This is a genomic window from Nocardia higoensis NBRC 100133 (assembly GCF_000308595.1).
GTDB lineage: Bacteria > Actinomycetota > Actinomycetes > Mycobacteriales > Mycobacteriaceae > Nocardia > Nocardia higoensis.
On the sequence record NZ_BAGA01000179.1, the window covers coordinates 32,982 to 49,562 of the forward strand.

The window sequence follows — 16,581 nt, forward strand, 5'->3', positions numbered from 1 at the left end:
CCGGTGGCGAGGTGGAGTTCTCGCCGGCGGGGCGACCTTGGCCTCGGCATCCCGCAGCGCGGACACCCGCTGCGCCTCGGCAGCCCCGTCGAAACCCATGCGGCACAGCCTAGTCCCCGGCGCCTTCCTGCCTGCCCGGGCCGACTATCCACGCCGCGATCTGGGTCCGCGAGTTGAATCCCAGTTTGGTGAGGATGTTCTCGACGTGCCCCTGAGCGGTGCGTTGCGAGATCACCAGCTTGGCGGCGATCTGCCGGTTGCTCAAGCCCTGGGCGACGAGTTCGGCGACCTGGCGTTCGCGTTTGGTCAGGGTCACGGCCGGCTCCGTGCGCGAGGAGCTGGAGCTGTCCCGGTCCCGGAGCGCGTAGGTGAGCGCGGCGTCCGCGCCCAGTGCCTGCCCCTGCCGGGTGGCCGCGTGGTATCTGCGCTCGCCCAGGGCGGCACGTACCGCACGATCGCATCGCGCGTGGAACCGGGACATGTTCAGCAGGAGGCTGTGGCCGGTCGGCCACAATCCTTTCGCGGCGCCCATCAGGACGGCCGAGCGCTCGGCCTCGGTCTCCGGCAGCGCACAAGCCAGCGCATCGATATTCAGTGCGGCCAGATGCGGACTGAACATCAGCCGATTGAGCCGCAGCGCGTTCTCGAACAGCCGACGGGCCTGATCGAGTGCGCCGCGCTGCTGGGCGACGACGCCCATGCCACGCAACGCCGCCGAACGGTAGTAGGACTCACCGCATCCGTCCGTGATCACCAGGACTTCCTGATAGCAGCGATCGGCCATCCCGGGGTCGCCGCGTAGTTCGTAGGACCAGCCGAGCAGGGTCAGCGCGCTGACACGCAATGCGGAAGCCGGCTCGGACCGCAGCAGCTCGGCGGCCCGCCGCATCGGCGCTTCGGTGCCGACGGGGTCGCCGCGGGTGATCGCGAGCAGGCCCTCGGTGTGCGCGATACGCGCGAGGACGGCCGAGGTCATATCACGTTCGGGATAGGTGCGGACGAGCTTCAGCCGATCGGTCGCGCCGTCGAAATCACCCTGGGCTGCGGTGAAATGGGCGCTGAGGCAGAGTCCTTGGACACGACAGGGCACCGACCGCATGCCCGGGTGCACGAGCGCGCGATCGGCCCACGCACGCCCTTCGCCGTGCAGCCCGCGGAAGGTCCAGAACTCCGACAGCGCCGCGATGATGGCCACCGCGGACTCGGCCGACTCAGGGGTGTCCTCGGACAGCAGGGAATCCAGTGCGGCGCGCAGATTGGGCAGTTCCCGCTCCAGCCTGGCGCTCCATTCGGCCTGCCGATCGCTGATCCAATCGGCCGCCGCCAGCGCGGACAGCCGCTCGTACCACCTACGGTGCCGTCGGCGCAGCGCTCCTTCTTCGCCGGACTCCGACAACTGCGCGCGTCCGTATTCGGCGACGGTCTCGAGCATCCGGAAGCGGACACCGTAGGCGGACTCTTCCCGGATGACGATCGACTTGTCGATCAATGACGACAGCGTGTCGATCGGGCTCTCGCCGGCGCCGGCGACCGACTCGTCGAAGCACACCTGCTCGACGGCCTCGAGCGCGAAACTGCCCGCGAAGACCGACAGCCGCGCCCACAGTTGTTGTTCCTTCGGCGAGCACAGCGAGTGACTCCAGTCGATGCACCACCGCAGCGTCTGCTGGCGGGTCGGGGCGGTGCGGCTGCCCCGGGTCAGCAGCGCGTAGCGATCGGTCAGTCGCTGCACGATCTGCGCCGCCGACATGGTGCGCATGCGCGCGGCGGCCAGTTCGATAGCCAGCGGCAGGCCGTCGAGGCGGGCACAGATCCGCGCGATATCGGACTTGTTGTCCTCGGCGATCTCGAAACCCGGAATGGCGGCGGCGGCGCGTTCGGCGAACAACAGCACGCCGTCGAAGCGCGGCATCTCCGCCAGTGTGGGCTCGGTGTCGGGGTCGGGCGATCTCAGCGGCAGCACCTGCACGACCGATTCCCCCGCGACATTGAGCGGTTCCCGGCTCGTGGCCAGGATCCGCACATCGGGGCACTCGCGCAATACGGTCTCGGACACTTCCGCGACGACGTCGATCACGTGTTCGCAGTTGTCCAGTACCAGCAGCACCTCCCGTTCGGCCAGTAGTTCGAGGACGACGTCGAGCAGGGGTTTGAGCGCGTCGTCGCGGACGCCCATGGTGGCCGCCAGCACCTCGAGCACCAGCGTCTCGTCGGCCAGGTCGGCCAACTCGACGAGCCACACCCCGTCGGCGAAAGCCCGCCGGGTCTGCCCGGCGGCGCGCAATGCCAAGCGGGTCTTGCCCACGCCGCCGATGCCCGTCAGGGTCAGCAGCCGGGCGGACGACAGCAGGTTCTTGATCTCCGAGGTCTCGGTGCGCCGGTCGATGAAGCTCGTCAATTCCAGCGGCAGATTGCCTTCGCTGCCCTGCCCGAACGCCACGCGCGGCGAGCGCACTCCGCTGATCTCCGGCTTCGCGGCTGGGCGCTCGCGATCGGTCGACTCGCCCGGAGACGCCGGGCCACCGATCGGGTACCGGTCGTGCTGTTCGATCGCGACGAGCGCCGTGCGGAGTTCGCGCGCCGTGGGCCGGTCGTTCGGATTTCGGCTCATGGCCGCGGACACCAGCGCGGCCACCTCGTCGGGTATGCCCTGCTCGGTCAGGCTCGGCACCGGGTGTGTGGTGATCCGCAGGAACTGGGTGACGACGTTCTCACCGCTGCGCCGCTCGAAGGCGGCATGCCCGGTCAGCGCGCTGAACATGGTGGCGCCGAGTCCGTAGACGTCGGCGGCGGGCGTGGGAGCCGAACCTTCGAGGACTTCGGGTGCGGTGAGCGCAGGCGAACCCGTGACCGTTCCGATCGAGGTCCGGAATTCGCCGCCCATTCGCGCGATACCGAAATCGGCCAGTGCGGGTTCACCGTTTTCGGCAAGCAGAATATTCGCGGGATTCACGTCACAGTGGACGACGTCGACACTGTGCGCGGCTTCCAGCGCATCGGCGATTTTCGCCCCGATCGTGATGACATCGCCCACGGGCAGCGGACCGCGTTCCCGAATCTGCGCGTCGAGCGAATCCAGCGGATAGGAAGGCATCACCAGATATTGTCTGCCGTTCGCCGTCGTTCCCGTTTCGAGCACGGTGACGATATGAGGGTGACCGGTCAGCCGGCCCATCGCCCGTTGTTCGCGCAGGAATCGCGCACGATTCGCGGCATCGAATTCCGCGGAGAGCACTTCGACGGCGACCGTCCGGTTCAGCGCGGGTTGTGCGCACCGATAGACCACGCCGAAACCGCCCCGCCCGACCTCGACGGCGTCGGCGAATCCGGCCGCGTGCAGGTCCGCCGCCAGGGGCATCGATGCCTCACGGCGGGTGGCTTCCTGTTCGTCGGCGGTCATCGGCCGTGGGTACCACGACCGGAGCGTCGTCGGGCTCCAGGCATCATGCCGTCCTTCCGTCGAGAACAGCTTACGCCGATCGACCTGGGCGGACGTTGTCCGTGGTCGGTGCGCTCCCGGTCGGGTACGCACCGGTCGCGGGCCGTTTCCGGGCCGAAAAACAGGTATACCCCCCGGTCGCCCTACCGTGGCCACGGGTACGGCCCCGCAGGGATGGTCGAAGGGTCAAGAGCTCGTCTCCCGCGACCGACGAGGATCCCATGCAGATCTGTGAGCAGAAGCCAGAAGTGCACACCGGCATCCGCGCCGACGTCGACTCGGCAGCCGGTTTCCCGATGCGTCGTTGCGAAGGTTGCAGTCAGCTGATGTCGCGACCGGCGCTGGCGTGCGTGCAATGCCATTCCCGCGATTTCGAGCGAGTGCGATCTCCGGGCATCGGTCGTATCGTTTCCTGGCGCATTCACCATCAGGCCGTCCGGGGAAAGGCGCACCCCGTGCCGATCGTCCTGGCGATCGTGGCACTCGACGAAGGGCCCTGGATCTGTGCCGCTATCGAATCGCCCGTGGTCGACGACCTGGCCGGCAATGTGCGTGTGGAATTCCGCGCCGAGAGCATGACGGGTGATTTTCCGGTGTTCGCGCCGGTGACATTTCGGGGAGCTGCCCTCGACAGGGCAGCCTGACGAATTCCCCGGCCCGCCTGCTCAGGAAACAGTCGCCTCGGATCGGGAGTCGATCAACGGAATATCCAATCGTTCGCGCAATTCCTCGATCGGCGTACCGAAGGTCTCCAGCACCGCGACCCCTTCGGGTGTGATCTCGAACAGCGCGTGATCGGTGTAGACCCGGCTGACGCAGGCCAGGCCGGTCAGCGGATAGGTGCACGACGGCACGATCTTCGGACTGCCGTTCTTGGCGAACAGCGTCATCATCACGTAGACCCGCTTGGCGCCGATGGCCAGATCCATCGCGCCGCCCACGGCGGGGATGGAACCCGGCTTGCCGGTGTCCCAGTTGGCCAGGTCACCGTTCGCCGAGACCTGGAAGGCGCCGAGCACGCAGACGTCGAGATGACCGCCGCGCATCATGGCGAAGGAGTCCGCGTGGTGGAAGTAGGCCGCGCCCGGCAGCTCGGTGACCGGCACCTTCCCGGCGTTGGTCAGGTCGGGGTCGATCTGCTCGCCCACCGCGGCCGGGCCCATGCCGAGCATGCCGTTCTCGGTGTGCAGCACGACGCCCAGCTCGGCGGGCAGATGGTCGGCCACCTTGGTGGGCTGGCCGATACCGAGATTGACGAAGCTGCCCGGCTCGATGTCGCGGGCGAGCCGCGCGGCGAGGCGATCGGGATCCAGCGGCATCAGCGCGCTCCTTCCACGGTGTAGCGACGGGCCTCGACCGCGACGACGCGATCGACGTAGATACTCGGGGTGACGACGGCTTCGGGATCGAGCATCCCCGCCGCCACGACGGAGGAGACCTGCACGATCGTCGTGGTGGCCGCGGTGGCCATGACGGGGCCGAAATTGCGAGCCGTCTTGCGATACACCAGATTTCCCATGGTGTCGGCGGTGTGCGCGGAGATCAGGGCGACATCGCCTCTGATCGGGTACTCGAGCACGTAGTCGCGACCGTCGATGGTGCGGGTCTCCTTGCCCTCGGCCAGCGGGGTGCCGACCGCGGTCGGGCAGTAGAACGCGCCGATGCCCGCGCCGGCCGCACGCATCCGCTCGGCGAGGTTGCCCTGCGGCACGACCTCGAGCTCGATCTCGCCGCGCCGGTACAGGTCGTCGAAGACGTAGGAATCGACCTGCCGGGGGAACGAGCACAGCACCTTGCGCACCCGGCCCGCCTTCAACAGCGCCGCCAGGCCGACGTCGCCGTTGCCCGCGTTGTTGGAGACGATGGTGAGGTCGCGTGCGCCGTGCCGGATCAGGGCGTCGATCAGGTCGAACGGCATACCCGCGAAACCGAAGCCGCCGACGAGGACGGTGTCGCCGTCCTTCACGACGCTGACGGCCTCGTCCGCGCTGTCGAGGATCTGTGCCTTGCTCATGCCGCTCCCACGTTCTCCAGCACGACGGCCAGGGCCTGGCCCACGCCGATGCAGATGGCGGCGACGCCGTACCGCTGGCCCTGCTCGGCCAGCACCTTGGCCAGGGTGCCGAGAAGGCGCGCGCCCGAGGCGCCGAGCGGGTGCCCGATGGCGATGGCGCCGCCCTTGACGTTCACGATGTCCGGGTCGATCTTCCACGCGTCCACGCAGGCCAACGACTGGACCGCGAAGGCCTCGTTGAGCTCCACCGCGCCGACCTGCTCCCATCCGATGCCCGCCCGCTCGAGCGCGATGTTCGCGGCCTCGACCGGGGCGTAGCCGAAGGCCTGCGGCTCGAGCGCGAACGCGCCGCGCCCGGCGATCCGGGCGAGCGGGTCCAGGCCGAGGCGCTCGGCGGCGGCCTCGGAGCCGAGCAGCAGGGCGGAGGCGCCGTCGTTGAGCGGTGAGGCATTGCCCGCGGTGATCGAGCCGTCGCGGCGGAAGCTCGGCTTCAGCGCGGCCAGCTTCTGCACGGTCGAATCGGCGCGGATGCTCTCGTCCCGCGCCAGTTCCACGCCCTCGACGGGAACCACCAGGTCGTCGTAGAACCCTTCGTCCCAGGCGGCCGCCGCGAGCCGGTGCGACCTGGCGGCGAACTCGTCCTGGCGTGCGCGCGAGATCGAGAACCGTTCGCGCAGTTGCTCGTTGCACTCCCCCAGCGACACGGTCCACTCCGCGGGCATCCGCGGATTCACCAGCCGCCAGCCCAGGGTGGTCGACACGGCGGTGACATTGCCCGCCGGGAACGCGCGATCAGGCTTGGGCAGGACCCACGGCGCGCGGGTCATCGACTCCACACCGCCGACGAGGACCACGTCCGCGTCACCGGTATCGATCGTGCGGGAGCCGATGATCGCCGCGTCGAGCGAGGAACCGCAGAGCCGGTTGACCGTGGTGGCGGGCACCGAGACCGGCAGCCCCGCCAGCAGCGCGGCCATCCGGCCGACATTGCGGTTGTCCTCGCCCGCGCCGTTGGCGTTGCCCCACACCACATCACCGATGGCGGCGGGATCGAACGCGGGCGCCTTGCTGAGCACGCCCCGGATGGCGGTCGCGGCGAGATCGTCGGGGCGCACCTCGGCCAGCGCGCCGTTGAACCGCCCGAACGGGGTACGAGCGGCGGCGTAGACGAATGCCATGGCTCCAGCTCCTCAGCTCGCGGTGCGGGTGGTGAACGGCAGCACCAGCCGGGACCGGTGCGCGGCGTCGCGGTAGATCTTGTGCGTGACCGGGCGGCCGACGGGCAGGTGGAAGGCGTCCGGTGGCAGCAGCGCGTTGTGGTCGTCGGCCAGCGGCTCGTTGTTCGACAGTTCGGCCACCAGCCGGTGACCGGGCAGGAAGGTCGCGGCGAACGGGTAGAGCCGCAGCACGTACTCCTCGATCTTCCCCGGTTCCACGGGCACCGCGCGGGTGTGCGGGTGGTAGGGGTTGCCCTCGGTGCTGCGTTCGTCGAGTTCGCGATGTGAGGCCTTGAGGTAGCCGGTCGTGATCAGCTGACGCTTGCCGTTGGGCGCCACATCCCACATTCGCAGGATGAAATTCGTGTCGGGCTGGTCGATCTCGGCGAAGATGTGCGCCGCGCCCTGGCCGATCATCTCGGTGGGCTCCTCGAACGCCGGGGTGCTCCAGCTCAGCATCTCCACCTTGTCGGTGACGGTGAGCGGCGCCTGGTAGAAGCCGTCCGGCGCGGCGTATTCCGCGCCGAGCGGCTCGTGCTCGAAGGAGAGCTTGCGGCGGGTGCGCAGGTACAGCGAGCGGTACTCGACGTCCTTGGGCGGCCACTGGTCGCCGGTGGCGTGTTCGCGGGTGCCCTCGACGAAGACGTTCACCGCGGGCTCGTCCATGATCCCGTTGTCGATGCCCTTGATCCAGTAGTCGTACCAGCGGAACATCTTGTCGTGCTCTTCGATGAACGGGCGCGACTGCATCGGCGGGTACGGGCCGATATCGAGCTTCTTGGGGCCTTTCAGCTGGTTGTACAGCTCGATGGTGCCGTCCATGGTCCAGCCGCGGCCCTGGTCGATCTGCAGGTAGACCGGGATGTCGATGTTCGGGGCCAGGGTGACGGGATTGCGCTCCTCGTACCATTCGCCGTCGAGGTGGTTCATGACGATGTCGAACCAGGCCTCGTGGTGCTTGGGGTAGTTGAGCACATGCACCAGGTTCGGCCAGGCGGCGACGTCGGGATCACGGAGGCGCTCGGCCACCAGCTTCTCGATCTCCTCCGGCGAATACGTCTCGAGCATGCGGGATTTCACGTTGTCGGTGAACGCCCAGCCCGAGTCGCCGCCGCGTCCCTCGCGCGCCGCACGTGGCATGAACCACATGACGCCGCCGTGGTAGGTGGTCTCGTAGAAGTCGTAGTGGCCGCCGGAGACGAAGATCGCCTTCAGGTGCGGCGGGCGCTCGGCCGCGGCGAGCACCTGCATGGAACCGAAGTAGGAGATGCCGATCATGCCGACATTGCCGTCGCACCAGGGCTGCGCGGCGACCCACTCGATGAAGTCGTAGGCGTCCTGGCCCAGCGAGACGCCACCGGCGTTGTAGTTGCCGATGTGCTCGCCCTCGGAATGACCGGAGCCGCGCAGGTCGCCGATGACGTGCACGTAGTCCTCGGCCACCACGCGGGCGATGTCACCGGCCTCGATGCAGCCGTCCCACATCGGGCTGGGGCGCCGCTGCGGCGGCATGGTCAGCGCCAGCGCCTGCAGTTCCTTGCCGTAGGGGCTCAGTGCGACCAGCGCCGGGCGCGGCTTGTCGTCGACGCCCTGGTAGGCATCGGCCGCCAGTTCGATGCCATCGCGCATCGGAACCCGCAGATTCTTGCGGATGTGGATGATCTGCCCGCCGGCGTCGAACGTTTCCAGGTCGGCCATGAGCCTGCGACTGCCTTTCCGTGGGATGTGGGTCTTTGTCAGGACTGCTGGGTGAACTGCGTGCGGTAGCCGTGCATCGAGGTGAAGAACGGCGACGGCTCGAGGGTGGGGTCGCCCGCGTAGCCGAGTTCTTCGGCCACGCCGGCGAACGGCGAGTACACCGAGTCGGTCGCGGGCATCCCCGCGCACAGACACCGGTGGGCGGATTCGCCGACCCGGCCCTCGACGGCGAGACTCTGCTCGAGCGCCTCGCGGGCCTGCTCGGTGTCGAGTTCGACGCCGTAGGGCTCTCCGTCGATCCGACGGTAGGGATGCCCGAGATACAAACGGCGCGGCCCGATTTCGTCCCGGAGGTACCGGATGCTCGTACGGTAGGCCTCGGGATCGACATAGCCGGGGAAGCCGTTGGCGGCACCGTGCACCTGGACGGCGTCACCGACGAACGCGTCGTTCTGCCCGTCGACGACATAGGCGACCGAGCCGGGAGTGTGGCCGGGGATCGAGTGCACCGAGACGGTCACTCCCCCGCCCAGCGACAGGGTCTCGCCGCCGCGGACCAGCACGGTCGGCTCCATCTCACCGGAGATCACCGCGTGCGTCGCGGCGACCTGCTTGGCCACGCCCTCGGGATCGTTCAGGTATTGCCCACGCCCGGCCACGTACTCGTCGACATGCGCCTGCCGCGAGCGCAACATGGGCGCGTCGGCCTCGTGGATGACCACCTTCGCGCGGCGTCCGGTGAGCTCCCACAGCGCGTGCGCCCCGCCGACGTGGTCGATGTGGCCGTGCGTCAACAGGATCCAGCGCACATCCTCGATCCGGCGGCCGAGCTTCGCCAGCGCCGGGGCCATGCCCTCGGCGGGCGAGGAGGCGATGCCGGTGTCGACGATCGCCGGTTCCGGCGCGTCGATGAAGAAGCTGTACAGCCCGAACCGGCCCCACGGGGAGACCAGGGGGTGGATCGCGACTTCGGGTGCCACGGCCGTCACTTCCCGCGCCGGTTCAGGAATGCGGCCGTCTCCTCGTAGACCCGGTGGTACTCGGGGAGCCAGGAGAAGTGCTGGACGAAGCCGTGGCCCGCGCCCTGGTACCGGCTGACCGTGGCGTCGACGCCCGCCTCGGCCAGGCGCTTGCCGTACAGCTCGCCCTCGTCGCGCATCGGGTCGTATTCGCCGGTGACGATCAGCGCGGGCGGCAGACCCGTCAGATCGGCCCGCTTGATCGGCGAGACCAGCGGATCGGCCGGATCGGCGCCGCTGTCGAGGTAGAAGGCGTTGAACGGCTTCAGGCCCGCGGTCTCCAGGCCGTATCCCGTGGCGTTCTCGCGCAACGAGGCGTACCGGTCGACGTCGAAGTCGAGATCCAGCGACGGGTAGTAGAGCACCTGATGGGTGATGCGGTCGAAGCCCGCGTCGTGGGCCATCGCGGTGACCGCGGCGACGAAGGTGCCGCCGGAGCTGTCACCGGCCAGGGCGAGGGTCTCGCCGTTCCATCCGAGCCGCGCGGCGTTGTCGGCCGCCCAGCGCACCACCGCGTAGCAGTCCTCGAGACCGGCCGGGAACGCCGCTTCGGGTGCGCGGCGGTAGCCGACGGAGACCACGCGAAGCCCGGTCTCCTTCGCCAGATTTCGTGCGATGTGGTCGTGGGTCTCCAGGCTGCCGAGGAAGAACGCGCCGCCGTGGAAGTAGATCAGCAGACCGTAGGCGTCGGCGTCGGCAGGGGTGTAGATGCGCACCGGCACCCCGCCCGCCGAAGTGGGCACCACCGTGTCCTCGACGGCACGCAGCGGCAGCCGCTGGTCGAGCGGGGCGACCTCGGACTCCTCACCGGCGCGCATGGCGACCGGGTCGAGCGGACCGTCCGGCGGGGCGGGCAGGGTGGCGAGGATTTCGGCGATCTTCGGATGCAATGGCATGGCGTGAGCTCGTCCTTACTTCGCGGTCGCGGGGGTCTTCTGACCGGGGAAGACCTCGTCGACCTCTTCTTCGGTCCAGCCCTGACGGGAGATGCGCTGCAGTTCGTCGGTCACCGGCTTGCGGGTCGCCTGGTAGGCGGCCAGGGCCTGCTCGACCGAATCGGCCTCGCGCAGCGCGTCGGCGAGCGCGCCGGCGTCCATGATCGCCGAGTTCGCGCCCTGCCCCTGGTGGTGCAGCATCGAGTGCGCGGCGTCGCCGACCAGCACGACGGAATCCGAATGCCAGGTGTCGACCGGGTCGATGTCGTAGACCGCGCGCACGTTCACGGTGTCCATATCCAGGTTGCGCGCGATGTTCACGATGCGCTCGTCGAAGCCGGCCACGGTCGCGACGATGTCGTCCTTGGTGACGTTCGGCGCCCAGGTGCTGTCGGGGCACAGGGCGGTGATGTCGAAGGAGACCTGACCGCGATGGCGCAGCGGCAGCAGGTACACCTTCGTGCCACGGCCGATGTACATGCGCAGGTTGTCGTCGACGACCATGCCGTAGGCGTCGTCGGCGGAGATGACCGCGCGGTAGGCGTGCTCGCCGGAGAACACCGGGCCCTTGTCGCTGAACAGCTGCTGACGCACCACCGACTTGATGCCGTCCGCACCGACCACCAGATCGGCTTCGGCGGTCACGCCGTTGGCGAAGGTCAGCACGGAGCGGTCACCGCGATCCTCCACCTTCTCGAGCTTGTGGCCCAGCCGCACCATGCCCTCGGGCAGCACACCCAGCAGCGCGTCGATGAAGTCGCCGCGGTGGATCAGGTGGGTCGTGGTCGGCTCGGCGTAGTCGTCGATCCCCGGCCACGAATCCCGCATGATCTGCTCACCGGTGGCGGTGAGGATCTCGAAGTAGTCGCTGGGCGAGCTGACCTTCGCAATCGCGTCGAAGATCCCCCACTGCCGGAAACGGTCCATGGTGGACGGACGCAGGCCGATGCCCGCGCCGACCTCGCGGATCTCGGTGGCACGCTCGTAGACGGTGACCTCGGCGCCGAGCAGGCTCAGTGCCTTGGCCGCCGCCGCGCCGGCGTAGCCCGCGCCGACGATGGCGATCTTCAGGTTCTTCAGATCCGACGAGTGCATGGTTCTTCTCTCTGGGCGGGCGCGGCATTGCGCCGAAGTGGATTTCGCGGGCTCGACCGGGCGGATCGAGTCGCGCAGGGCTCAGTTCTGAATGGTCAGGAAGTCGGCGGGGTTGTCGACGAAGATGGTCTTGATGGTGGCTTCGTCGAGGCCGGCTTCGCGCAGGTCGGGGATCAGGTCTTCGAAGATGTAGTTCACGGTGTGGCCCTTCACGCCGGGCCAGCCGAGCGGGCTGCAGTTCGCGTCGGCCGAGGCCAGCGCCTTGTCCAGGTGGCCCGCGCCGAGGAAGCGCAGGAAATGGTCGAGGCGCTCCTTGCGGGGCCGCGCCCAGAACGGCGGGTCCTCGAGCTCGGTCTCGTAGCCGAAGGTGTCGAAGCCGACCCGGCCGCCTTGCTCGGCGATCCAGGTGTCGCGGGTCTTCTCGGCGTTGACGCCGTCGTCGACGTGGCCGAAGAGCACGCGATCCAGCGGCAGTTCTTCTTCGTGGAAGATCGCGATGGCGTTCTCGGCGTCGATGGCCAGGTGGGTCAGGATCGGCACGCCGGTCTCGCGGGCGGCGCGGGCGGCGGCGCGGTAGATGCGCTTGTCCAGCTCGGTCATCCGGCCGCCGCGGCTCACGCCGACCTTGATGACGCCCGCGCGACTGCCGGTGTCGCCGATGCCGACGGTGATCTCGTGGACGAAGTGCTCGGTCAGGTACTCCACGCTCGCGCGCTCGAAGAACGGCAGCGCGGTGTCACCGCCGACGAAGCCGGTGCAGGCCACGATGTGCACGCCGGTCTTGGCCGACAGCGACTTGTAGTAGTCGACGTCGCGGCCGTTGCAGATGCCGGTCACGTCGACGAAGGTGCCGCCGCCGTATTCGTGGAACTTGCGCAGCTTCGGGACGGTCTCCTCGTAGCGCTGCTCGGGGGTCTTCCACCACTTGGTGTCCAGTTCGGATCCGGGCATGCCGTATCCGACATGCTCGTGGACAGCCACGATGCCCAGCTCTTCGGTCGGGATCGGCCCCAGGACCGTGTTCACTCTCGACACAACATTCACCTTCTCCGAAAGTCGGGGTTCGATGGTCGTCGGTAGTCGCGCCTCAGCGCACCGACAGCAGCTCGCGCGGGTTGTCCGCCAGGATCCGCCGGACGTCCTCGTCGCCGAGCCCCTGCGCGGTGAGCAGGGGGACGAAGCCGGTCAGGACGTAGCTGTAGGGCAGCTCGCGGCCGGGGCCACCCTTGGCGACGCCGATCGCGTTGGCGGACAACAGGATCCGATTCCCGTGCCCGGCCTCGACCAGTTCGCGCACCAGGGCGGCGCGCTCGGCGTCGGTGACGTGGTCGTCGCCTTCGGAGCCGATGTTGTCCAGCGCGACGTAGGCGCCGCGGCGGGCGACCTCGAGCGCGGCGCCGGCGGCGACCGCGTCGGTGCGATCGAGGCCGCCGACGAGCACCCGGTCGGCGGGCAGCTTTTCGTCGAGAACGATGTCGAGGTCGTGCACGGCATCGGCGCCGTAGCGGATCGAGACCGCGACGCCGGTGGCCAGCGCGGTTCTGGCCGCGCCGCGGAACAGGCTCTCGTCGGTCGCGGTCATGCCCTCGCGGGTCGCGGTGGTGGTCACCAGGCCCGCGGCGCCACGGCGCTCCACGCGGGGGACCACCATGCCCTCGGTGATCTCCTTGGTGAACAGGTCGGCGAATTTCTCGGCAGGCCACGGGGTGGGCGGGTTGGTCTGCGGGGTCAGGAAGTAGCCGCCGAGCAGGGCCTCCGGACCCATGCCGGTCGAGGCGACGATGTGCACGCCGGTCGCGCGGGCGAGGGTTTCGTAGAGCCGGACGTCGCGGCCGTGGAACATGCCGGTGCTGTCGACGATCGTCCCGCCGCCGGCGGCGCGGAACTCGCGCAGCTTCCCGGCCAGGATCTCGAAGATCTCGGCGCGGTCGATGGTGACGTCGAAGGCGTATTCCGCGCCGGGAACCACCGACAGCAGCGCCTCGTGCACGGCGACGATGCCCAGTTCGTCCGCGGGCACGGGGCCGAGAATGGTGTTCACGGTGGTGGCAGTGCGGTCGCCCATCACTGGCTGTTCCTTTCGGCGCCGGCGCGCGAGCTCGCGCCGGAATGGTTCTGATCGGGCAGGTTCTTCTGTTCGGGCAGTCGGCCCGAAACTTCTCGGCACGCCGGGCCCATGGGCCGGAGGCCGGCAAGTGACTGCGGTCACGCCGTCCCTGTGAACGGTGCCATATCGCCTTACATAGTGTCAAGTAAATGTCTTGCAAGTAAATCTACCTTCTTCGGCGCACAAGATCAGCTCCGGGTGCCCGGGAACCTCGATGCCCGAGACGCGGCTTTTCTTGACGACGCGTGAAGAGACCAGGCTGGGTGTCCGCCCGGCACCCGGCGGGTACGCACCGTCAACGAGGTGCTCTACGCTCACAGAATGGCGACGCTTCGCAAGGCCCAGAAGGAGATGACGCGCAAGCTCCTGCTCGACACCGGCCTGGAACTGTTCGCGGCCAAAGGCTATGCGGCGACCACCATCGACGACATCGCGTCGGCGGCGGGCACCACGCGAGTCACCTTCTACGCCTATTTCCCCTCGAAGGTCGACCTGATGAAGGCGCTCATCACCGAGCGGCTCAATGCCGAACTCGGCCGGGTCCCTTCCGTCGAGCACGGGTCGACCGCCCGCGAGCTGGTCTCGGTGGTCGAGGACGGATCACGGGAACGGATCCGCGCCTGGCTCGAGCTCACCGCGAAGCGCTGGACGACGATCCGCCCCTACACCACAACGGCTTTCGAAGCCGCCGCCGTCGATCCGGAGATCCGGGCACTGTTCGGCGAGTGGCTGGACGAGACCATCGGCGACATCCAGGACGGACTCGACACCGCCGACCGCTTTCCCGCCCGCACCAGACGCTTCCGCAGCGTCCTCGCGATGACCCAGCTCGACCACGTCGCCCGCAACTGGACGCCGGGACACTGGGGCGTCGAACACGACGAGATGCTCGACGTCCTCACCGAGAGCTGGTTCGGCGTCATCGGCAGGCACTGAGCAGCGCGCCGGGGCGCCCCGCCGCTCACGGTCGGGCGGCGTCGAACAGAACCTGACGCAGCCAGGCGATGAAGTGCGCGTCACCCAGATGCGGATTCCAGACCATGTCGATCCCCAGGGCGGGGATCGGGAACGGGAACTCCTCGATGCGCAGATCGACGAGCGCGCGCATGGCATCGGCGACCCGATAGCGCAGCAGCGCCACACCGCCCGCCTGGGCGACCAGGTACGGGACGAGCAGGAAGTCGGAGATCAGCCGGCCGACGCGATAGGAGACGCCCTTCTCGTCGAGCACCCCGTACGGGAACACCCGCCGCTCGCTGTCGACCACGACATGCGCGAGCGTGGTGATCAGATCGAGCGCGCTCGCTTCCGGCGCGCTGTCCGCCGAGGCCACCACCACGCATCGATCGTCGTAGAGGCGTTCGCGCGGGTGCGGGGAGGCGAACGCCTCGGAGACGAGCACGACGTCGACGCCGTTCTCGGTGAAGGTCGACTCGGTCGGCACGGTGATCGTGCGCAGGCGCAGGGTCGCGTGCGGCGCACGCTCGGCGACCAGGCGCGCCAATCGCGGCCCCAGGACGAAGGCGGTACTGGTGGTCATGGCGACGGTGATGACCCGGCGATCCGTCGCCGGATCGAAACCGGGAAAGTTCACCACGTCCGCGGTCTGCCGGAGCACCGTCCGCAGCGGGGCGATCAACTGCAAGGCTCGCGGGGTCAAGGTGACGCTGCTGCCCTGCCGGACCAGCAGGTCGTCGCCGAACAGTCGTCGCATGCGCCCGAGCGCGTGACTCATCGCGGGCTGGGAGAGGCCGACGCGCTCGGCGGCCCTGGTCACCGACCGCTCCTCCAGCACCGCGAGCAGGGGCACCAGCAGGTTGAGGTTGACCGACGCCAGCCGATCCAACCCCGAACCCGTGGTGCTCCCGTCCTCGTCGCTCATCGCGACGAACCTTACGCGGCGGCCCTGCTCAGGCGACGCAGCCGGGGAATCGGGATCCGGTAGTTCAGCGCGGCGGCCACACCGGATCCGTCCTCGTGCGACCAGCGCATCAGCGCCGGACCACCGTGCTCGCCTTCCACGAACGAGGGCGGACCGTCGATCGGCATATACCCCACCGCCTTGAGCGCGAGTCCGAACTGCTCGGTCCAGAAGTACGGCTGGAACTCGAGCGGGGCCGCCTGCCCGCCCCGGACGAGCGCCGCCGCGGCTACCTTGGCCTGCTCGATCGCGCTGCTCCACAACGGGATTCGCCGCATGCCGTGCGGCGTCGGGAACACCGCCAGGTCACCTACCGCCGCGATCTCCGGACGGACCAGACCGCGGGAGTCGACCTGGACGACACCATTGGTCGTCAGGCCGGTCTCCCCCAGCCACTCCGTATTGGGGATGTCGCCGACAGCGCTCACCACGAGCTCGGCCTCGAGGACAGCGCCTTCGTCGAGGACCACACGCGTACTGCCGCCGCGCTCGGCTATCCGCGCCGAGCGGGTCTCCACCAGGGTGAGGCCGCGTTCCAGGGCAGCCTCGACGAAGACGCCGGCCAGATACTCGCCCAACTGCGCGACCAGCGGCACACCCTGGGACACGAGCGTCACCTGACAGCCCGCGGCCAGACAGCCCGAGGCGATCTCCATGCCGAGCGCACCGCCGCCCACCACGATCACCGACGGTCTGCCGGTCAGGCGTTCGCGCAGGGCCAACGCGTCGTCGAGACCGCGCAGGGTGAACTCACCGGGCAGGTCGGACAACCGCCGGGCGCGCGAACCGGTCGCGATCACCAGCCGGTCGTACGGCAGGTCGGTGCCGTCGTCGAGGGAGACCCGCCGCTTCTCCACATCCAGGCCTCGAGCCCGCACGCCGAGAAGCTCTTTCGCGCCGTGCGTGGTGGGCGGCAGTTCGTGCGAGGACATGCCCTCACCCTCGAGCAACAGCGCCTTCGACAGCGCCGGGCGGCTGTACGCCGCGTGCGTCTCGTCGCCGACAATGGTGAGTTCGCCGTCGAAGCCTGCGTCCCGCAGCGAGTCCGCCGCGGTCAGCCCGGCGATCCCGTTGCCGACCACGACGACGCGCCGAATCCCCGCCGCCTCCGGCCCCTGACCGCTCATGCGGTGTCG

The 16,581-nt window shown here is 68.9% G+C and carries 14 protein-coding genes; 2 read left to right on the forward strand and 12 right to left on the reverse strand.

Annotation, left to right across the window (positions count from 1 at the left end):
- Positions 1-109: 109 nt before the first annotated feature.
- Entirely contained in the window at positions 110-3,400 is a 3,291-nt protein-coding gene (locus ON26_RS28970; protein ID WP_040801097.1) for a protein kinase domain-containing protein, read from the reverse strand.
- 260 nt (positions 3,401-3,660) lie between these two features.
- On the opposite strand from ON26_RS28970, the gene ON26_RS33675 reads away from it, so the two are divergent.
- Entirely contained in the window at positions 3,661-4,083 is a 423-nt protein-coding gene (locus tag ON26_RS33675; protein ID WP_051027843.1) for a Zn-ribbon domain-containing OB-fold protein, read from the forward strand.
- A gap of 21 nt (positions 4,084-4,104) precedes the next feature.
- On the opposite strand, the gene ON26_RS28980 is transcribed toward ON26_RS33675, so the two are convergent.
- The 9 genes from ON26_RS28980 to ON26_RS29020 all read right to left on the reverse strand — a co-directional run bounded on the left by ON26_RS28980 (position 4,105) and on the right by ON26_RS29020 (position 13,482).
- The gene (locus ON26_RS28980; protein ID WP_040801099.1) at positions 4,105-4,758 is read right to left on the reverse strand and encodes a 3-oxoacid CoA-transferase subunit B; all 654 of its coding nucleotides are present in this window, start codon (positions 4,756-4,758) and stop codon (positions 4,105-4,107) included.
- Entirely contained in the window at positions 4,758-5,453 is a 696-nt protein-coding gene (locus ON26_RS28985) for a 3-oxoacid CoA-transferase subunit A (RefSeq protein WP_040801101.1), read from the reverse strand. The genes ON26_RS28980 and ON26_RS28985 overlap by 1 nt, the downstream gene beginning before the upstream one ends.
- On the reverse strand, positions 5,450-6,631 hold the full coding sequence (locus tag ON26_RS28990) for a thiolase family protein (protein WP_040801103.1): 1,182 nt from the start codon (positions 6,629-6,631) through the stop codon (positions 5,450-5,452). Before ON26_RS28990 ends, ON26_RS28985 begins: the two co-directional genes overlap by 4 nt.
- 12 nt (positions 6,632-6,643) lie before the next feature.
- Positions 6,644-8,368 (reverse strand): CocE/NonD family hydrolase, encoded by a 1,725-nt coding sequence (locus tag ON26_RS28995; RefSeq protein ID WP_040801104.1) that lies wholly within the window; start codon positions 8,366-8,368, stop codon positions 6,644-6,646.
- Between the two features lie 38 nt (positions 8,369-8,406).
- Entirely contained in the window at positions 8,407-9,348 is a 942-nt protein-coding gene (locus ON26_RS29000) for an MBL fold metallo-hydrolase (RefSeq protein ID WP_040801138.1), read from the reverse strand.
- Positions 9,349-9,353: 5 nt separating this feature from the next.
- A complete protein-coding gene (locus tag ON26_RS29005) occupies positions 9,354-10,283 on the reverse strand; it encodes an alpha/beta hydrolase (protein WP_040801105.1) in 930 nt (309 codons plus the stop codon).
- Positions 10,284-10,298: 15 nt separating this feature from the next.
- Positions 10,299-11,417: an FAD-dependent oxidoreductase gene (locus tag ON26_RS29010; RefSeq protein ID WP_040801106.1), complete on the reverse strand. Its 1,119-nt coding sequence runs from the start codon at positions 11,415-11,417 to the stop codon at positions 10,299-10,301.
- A gap of 81 nt (positions 11,418-11,498) precedes the next feature.
- Entirely contained in the window at positions 11,499-12,452 is a 954-nt protein-coding gene (locus ON26_RS29015; protein WP_040801107.1) for a phosphotriesterase family protein, read from the reverse strand.
- A gap of 52 nt (positions 12,453-12,504) precedes the next feature.
- A complete protein-coding gene (locus ON26_RS29020; protein ID WP_040801110.1) occupies positions 12,505-13,482 on the reverse strand; it encodes a phosphotriesterase family protein in 978 nt (325 codons plus the stop codon).
- 363 nt (positions 13,483-13,845) lie between these two features.
- Here ON26_RS29020 and ON26_RS29025 point away from each other — a divergent pair, with 363 nt between their 5' ends.
- Positions 13,846-14,460 carry a TetR/AcrR family transcriptional regulator gene (locus tag ON26_RS29025; RefSeq protein ID WP_040801111.1) on the forward strand — a complete coding sequence of 205 codons (615 nt, stop codon included), beginning with the start codon at positions 13,846-13,848 and terminating at the stop codon, positions 14,458-14,460.
- A gap of 25 nt (positions 14,461-14,485) precedes the next feature.
- On the opposite strand, the gene ON26_RS29030 is transcribed toward ON26_RS29025, so the two are convergent.
- A complete protein-coding gene (locus ON26_RS29030; protein ID WP_040801113.1) occupies positions 14,486-15,406 on the reverse strand; it encodes a LysR family transcriptional regulator in 921 nt (306 codons plus the stop codon).
- Between the two features lie 11 nt (positions 15,407-15,417).
- Positions 15,418-16,581, reverse strand: a 1,164-nt coding sequence (locus ON26_RS29035) for an NAD(P)/FAD-dependent oxidoreductase (RefSeq protein ID WP_306307263.1), incomplete at its 5' end; no start/stop codon positions are given.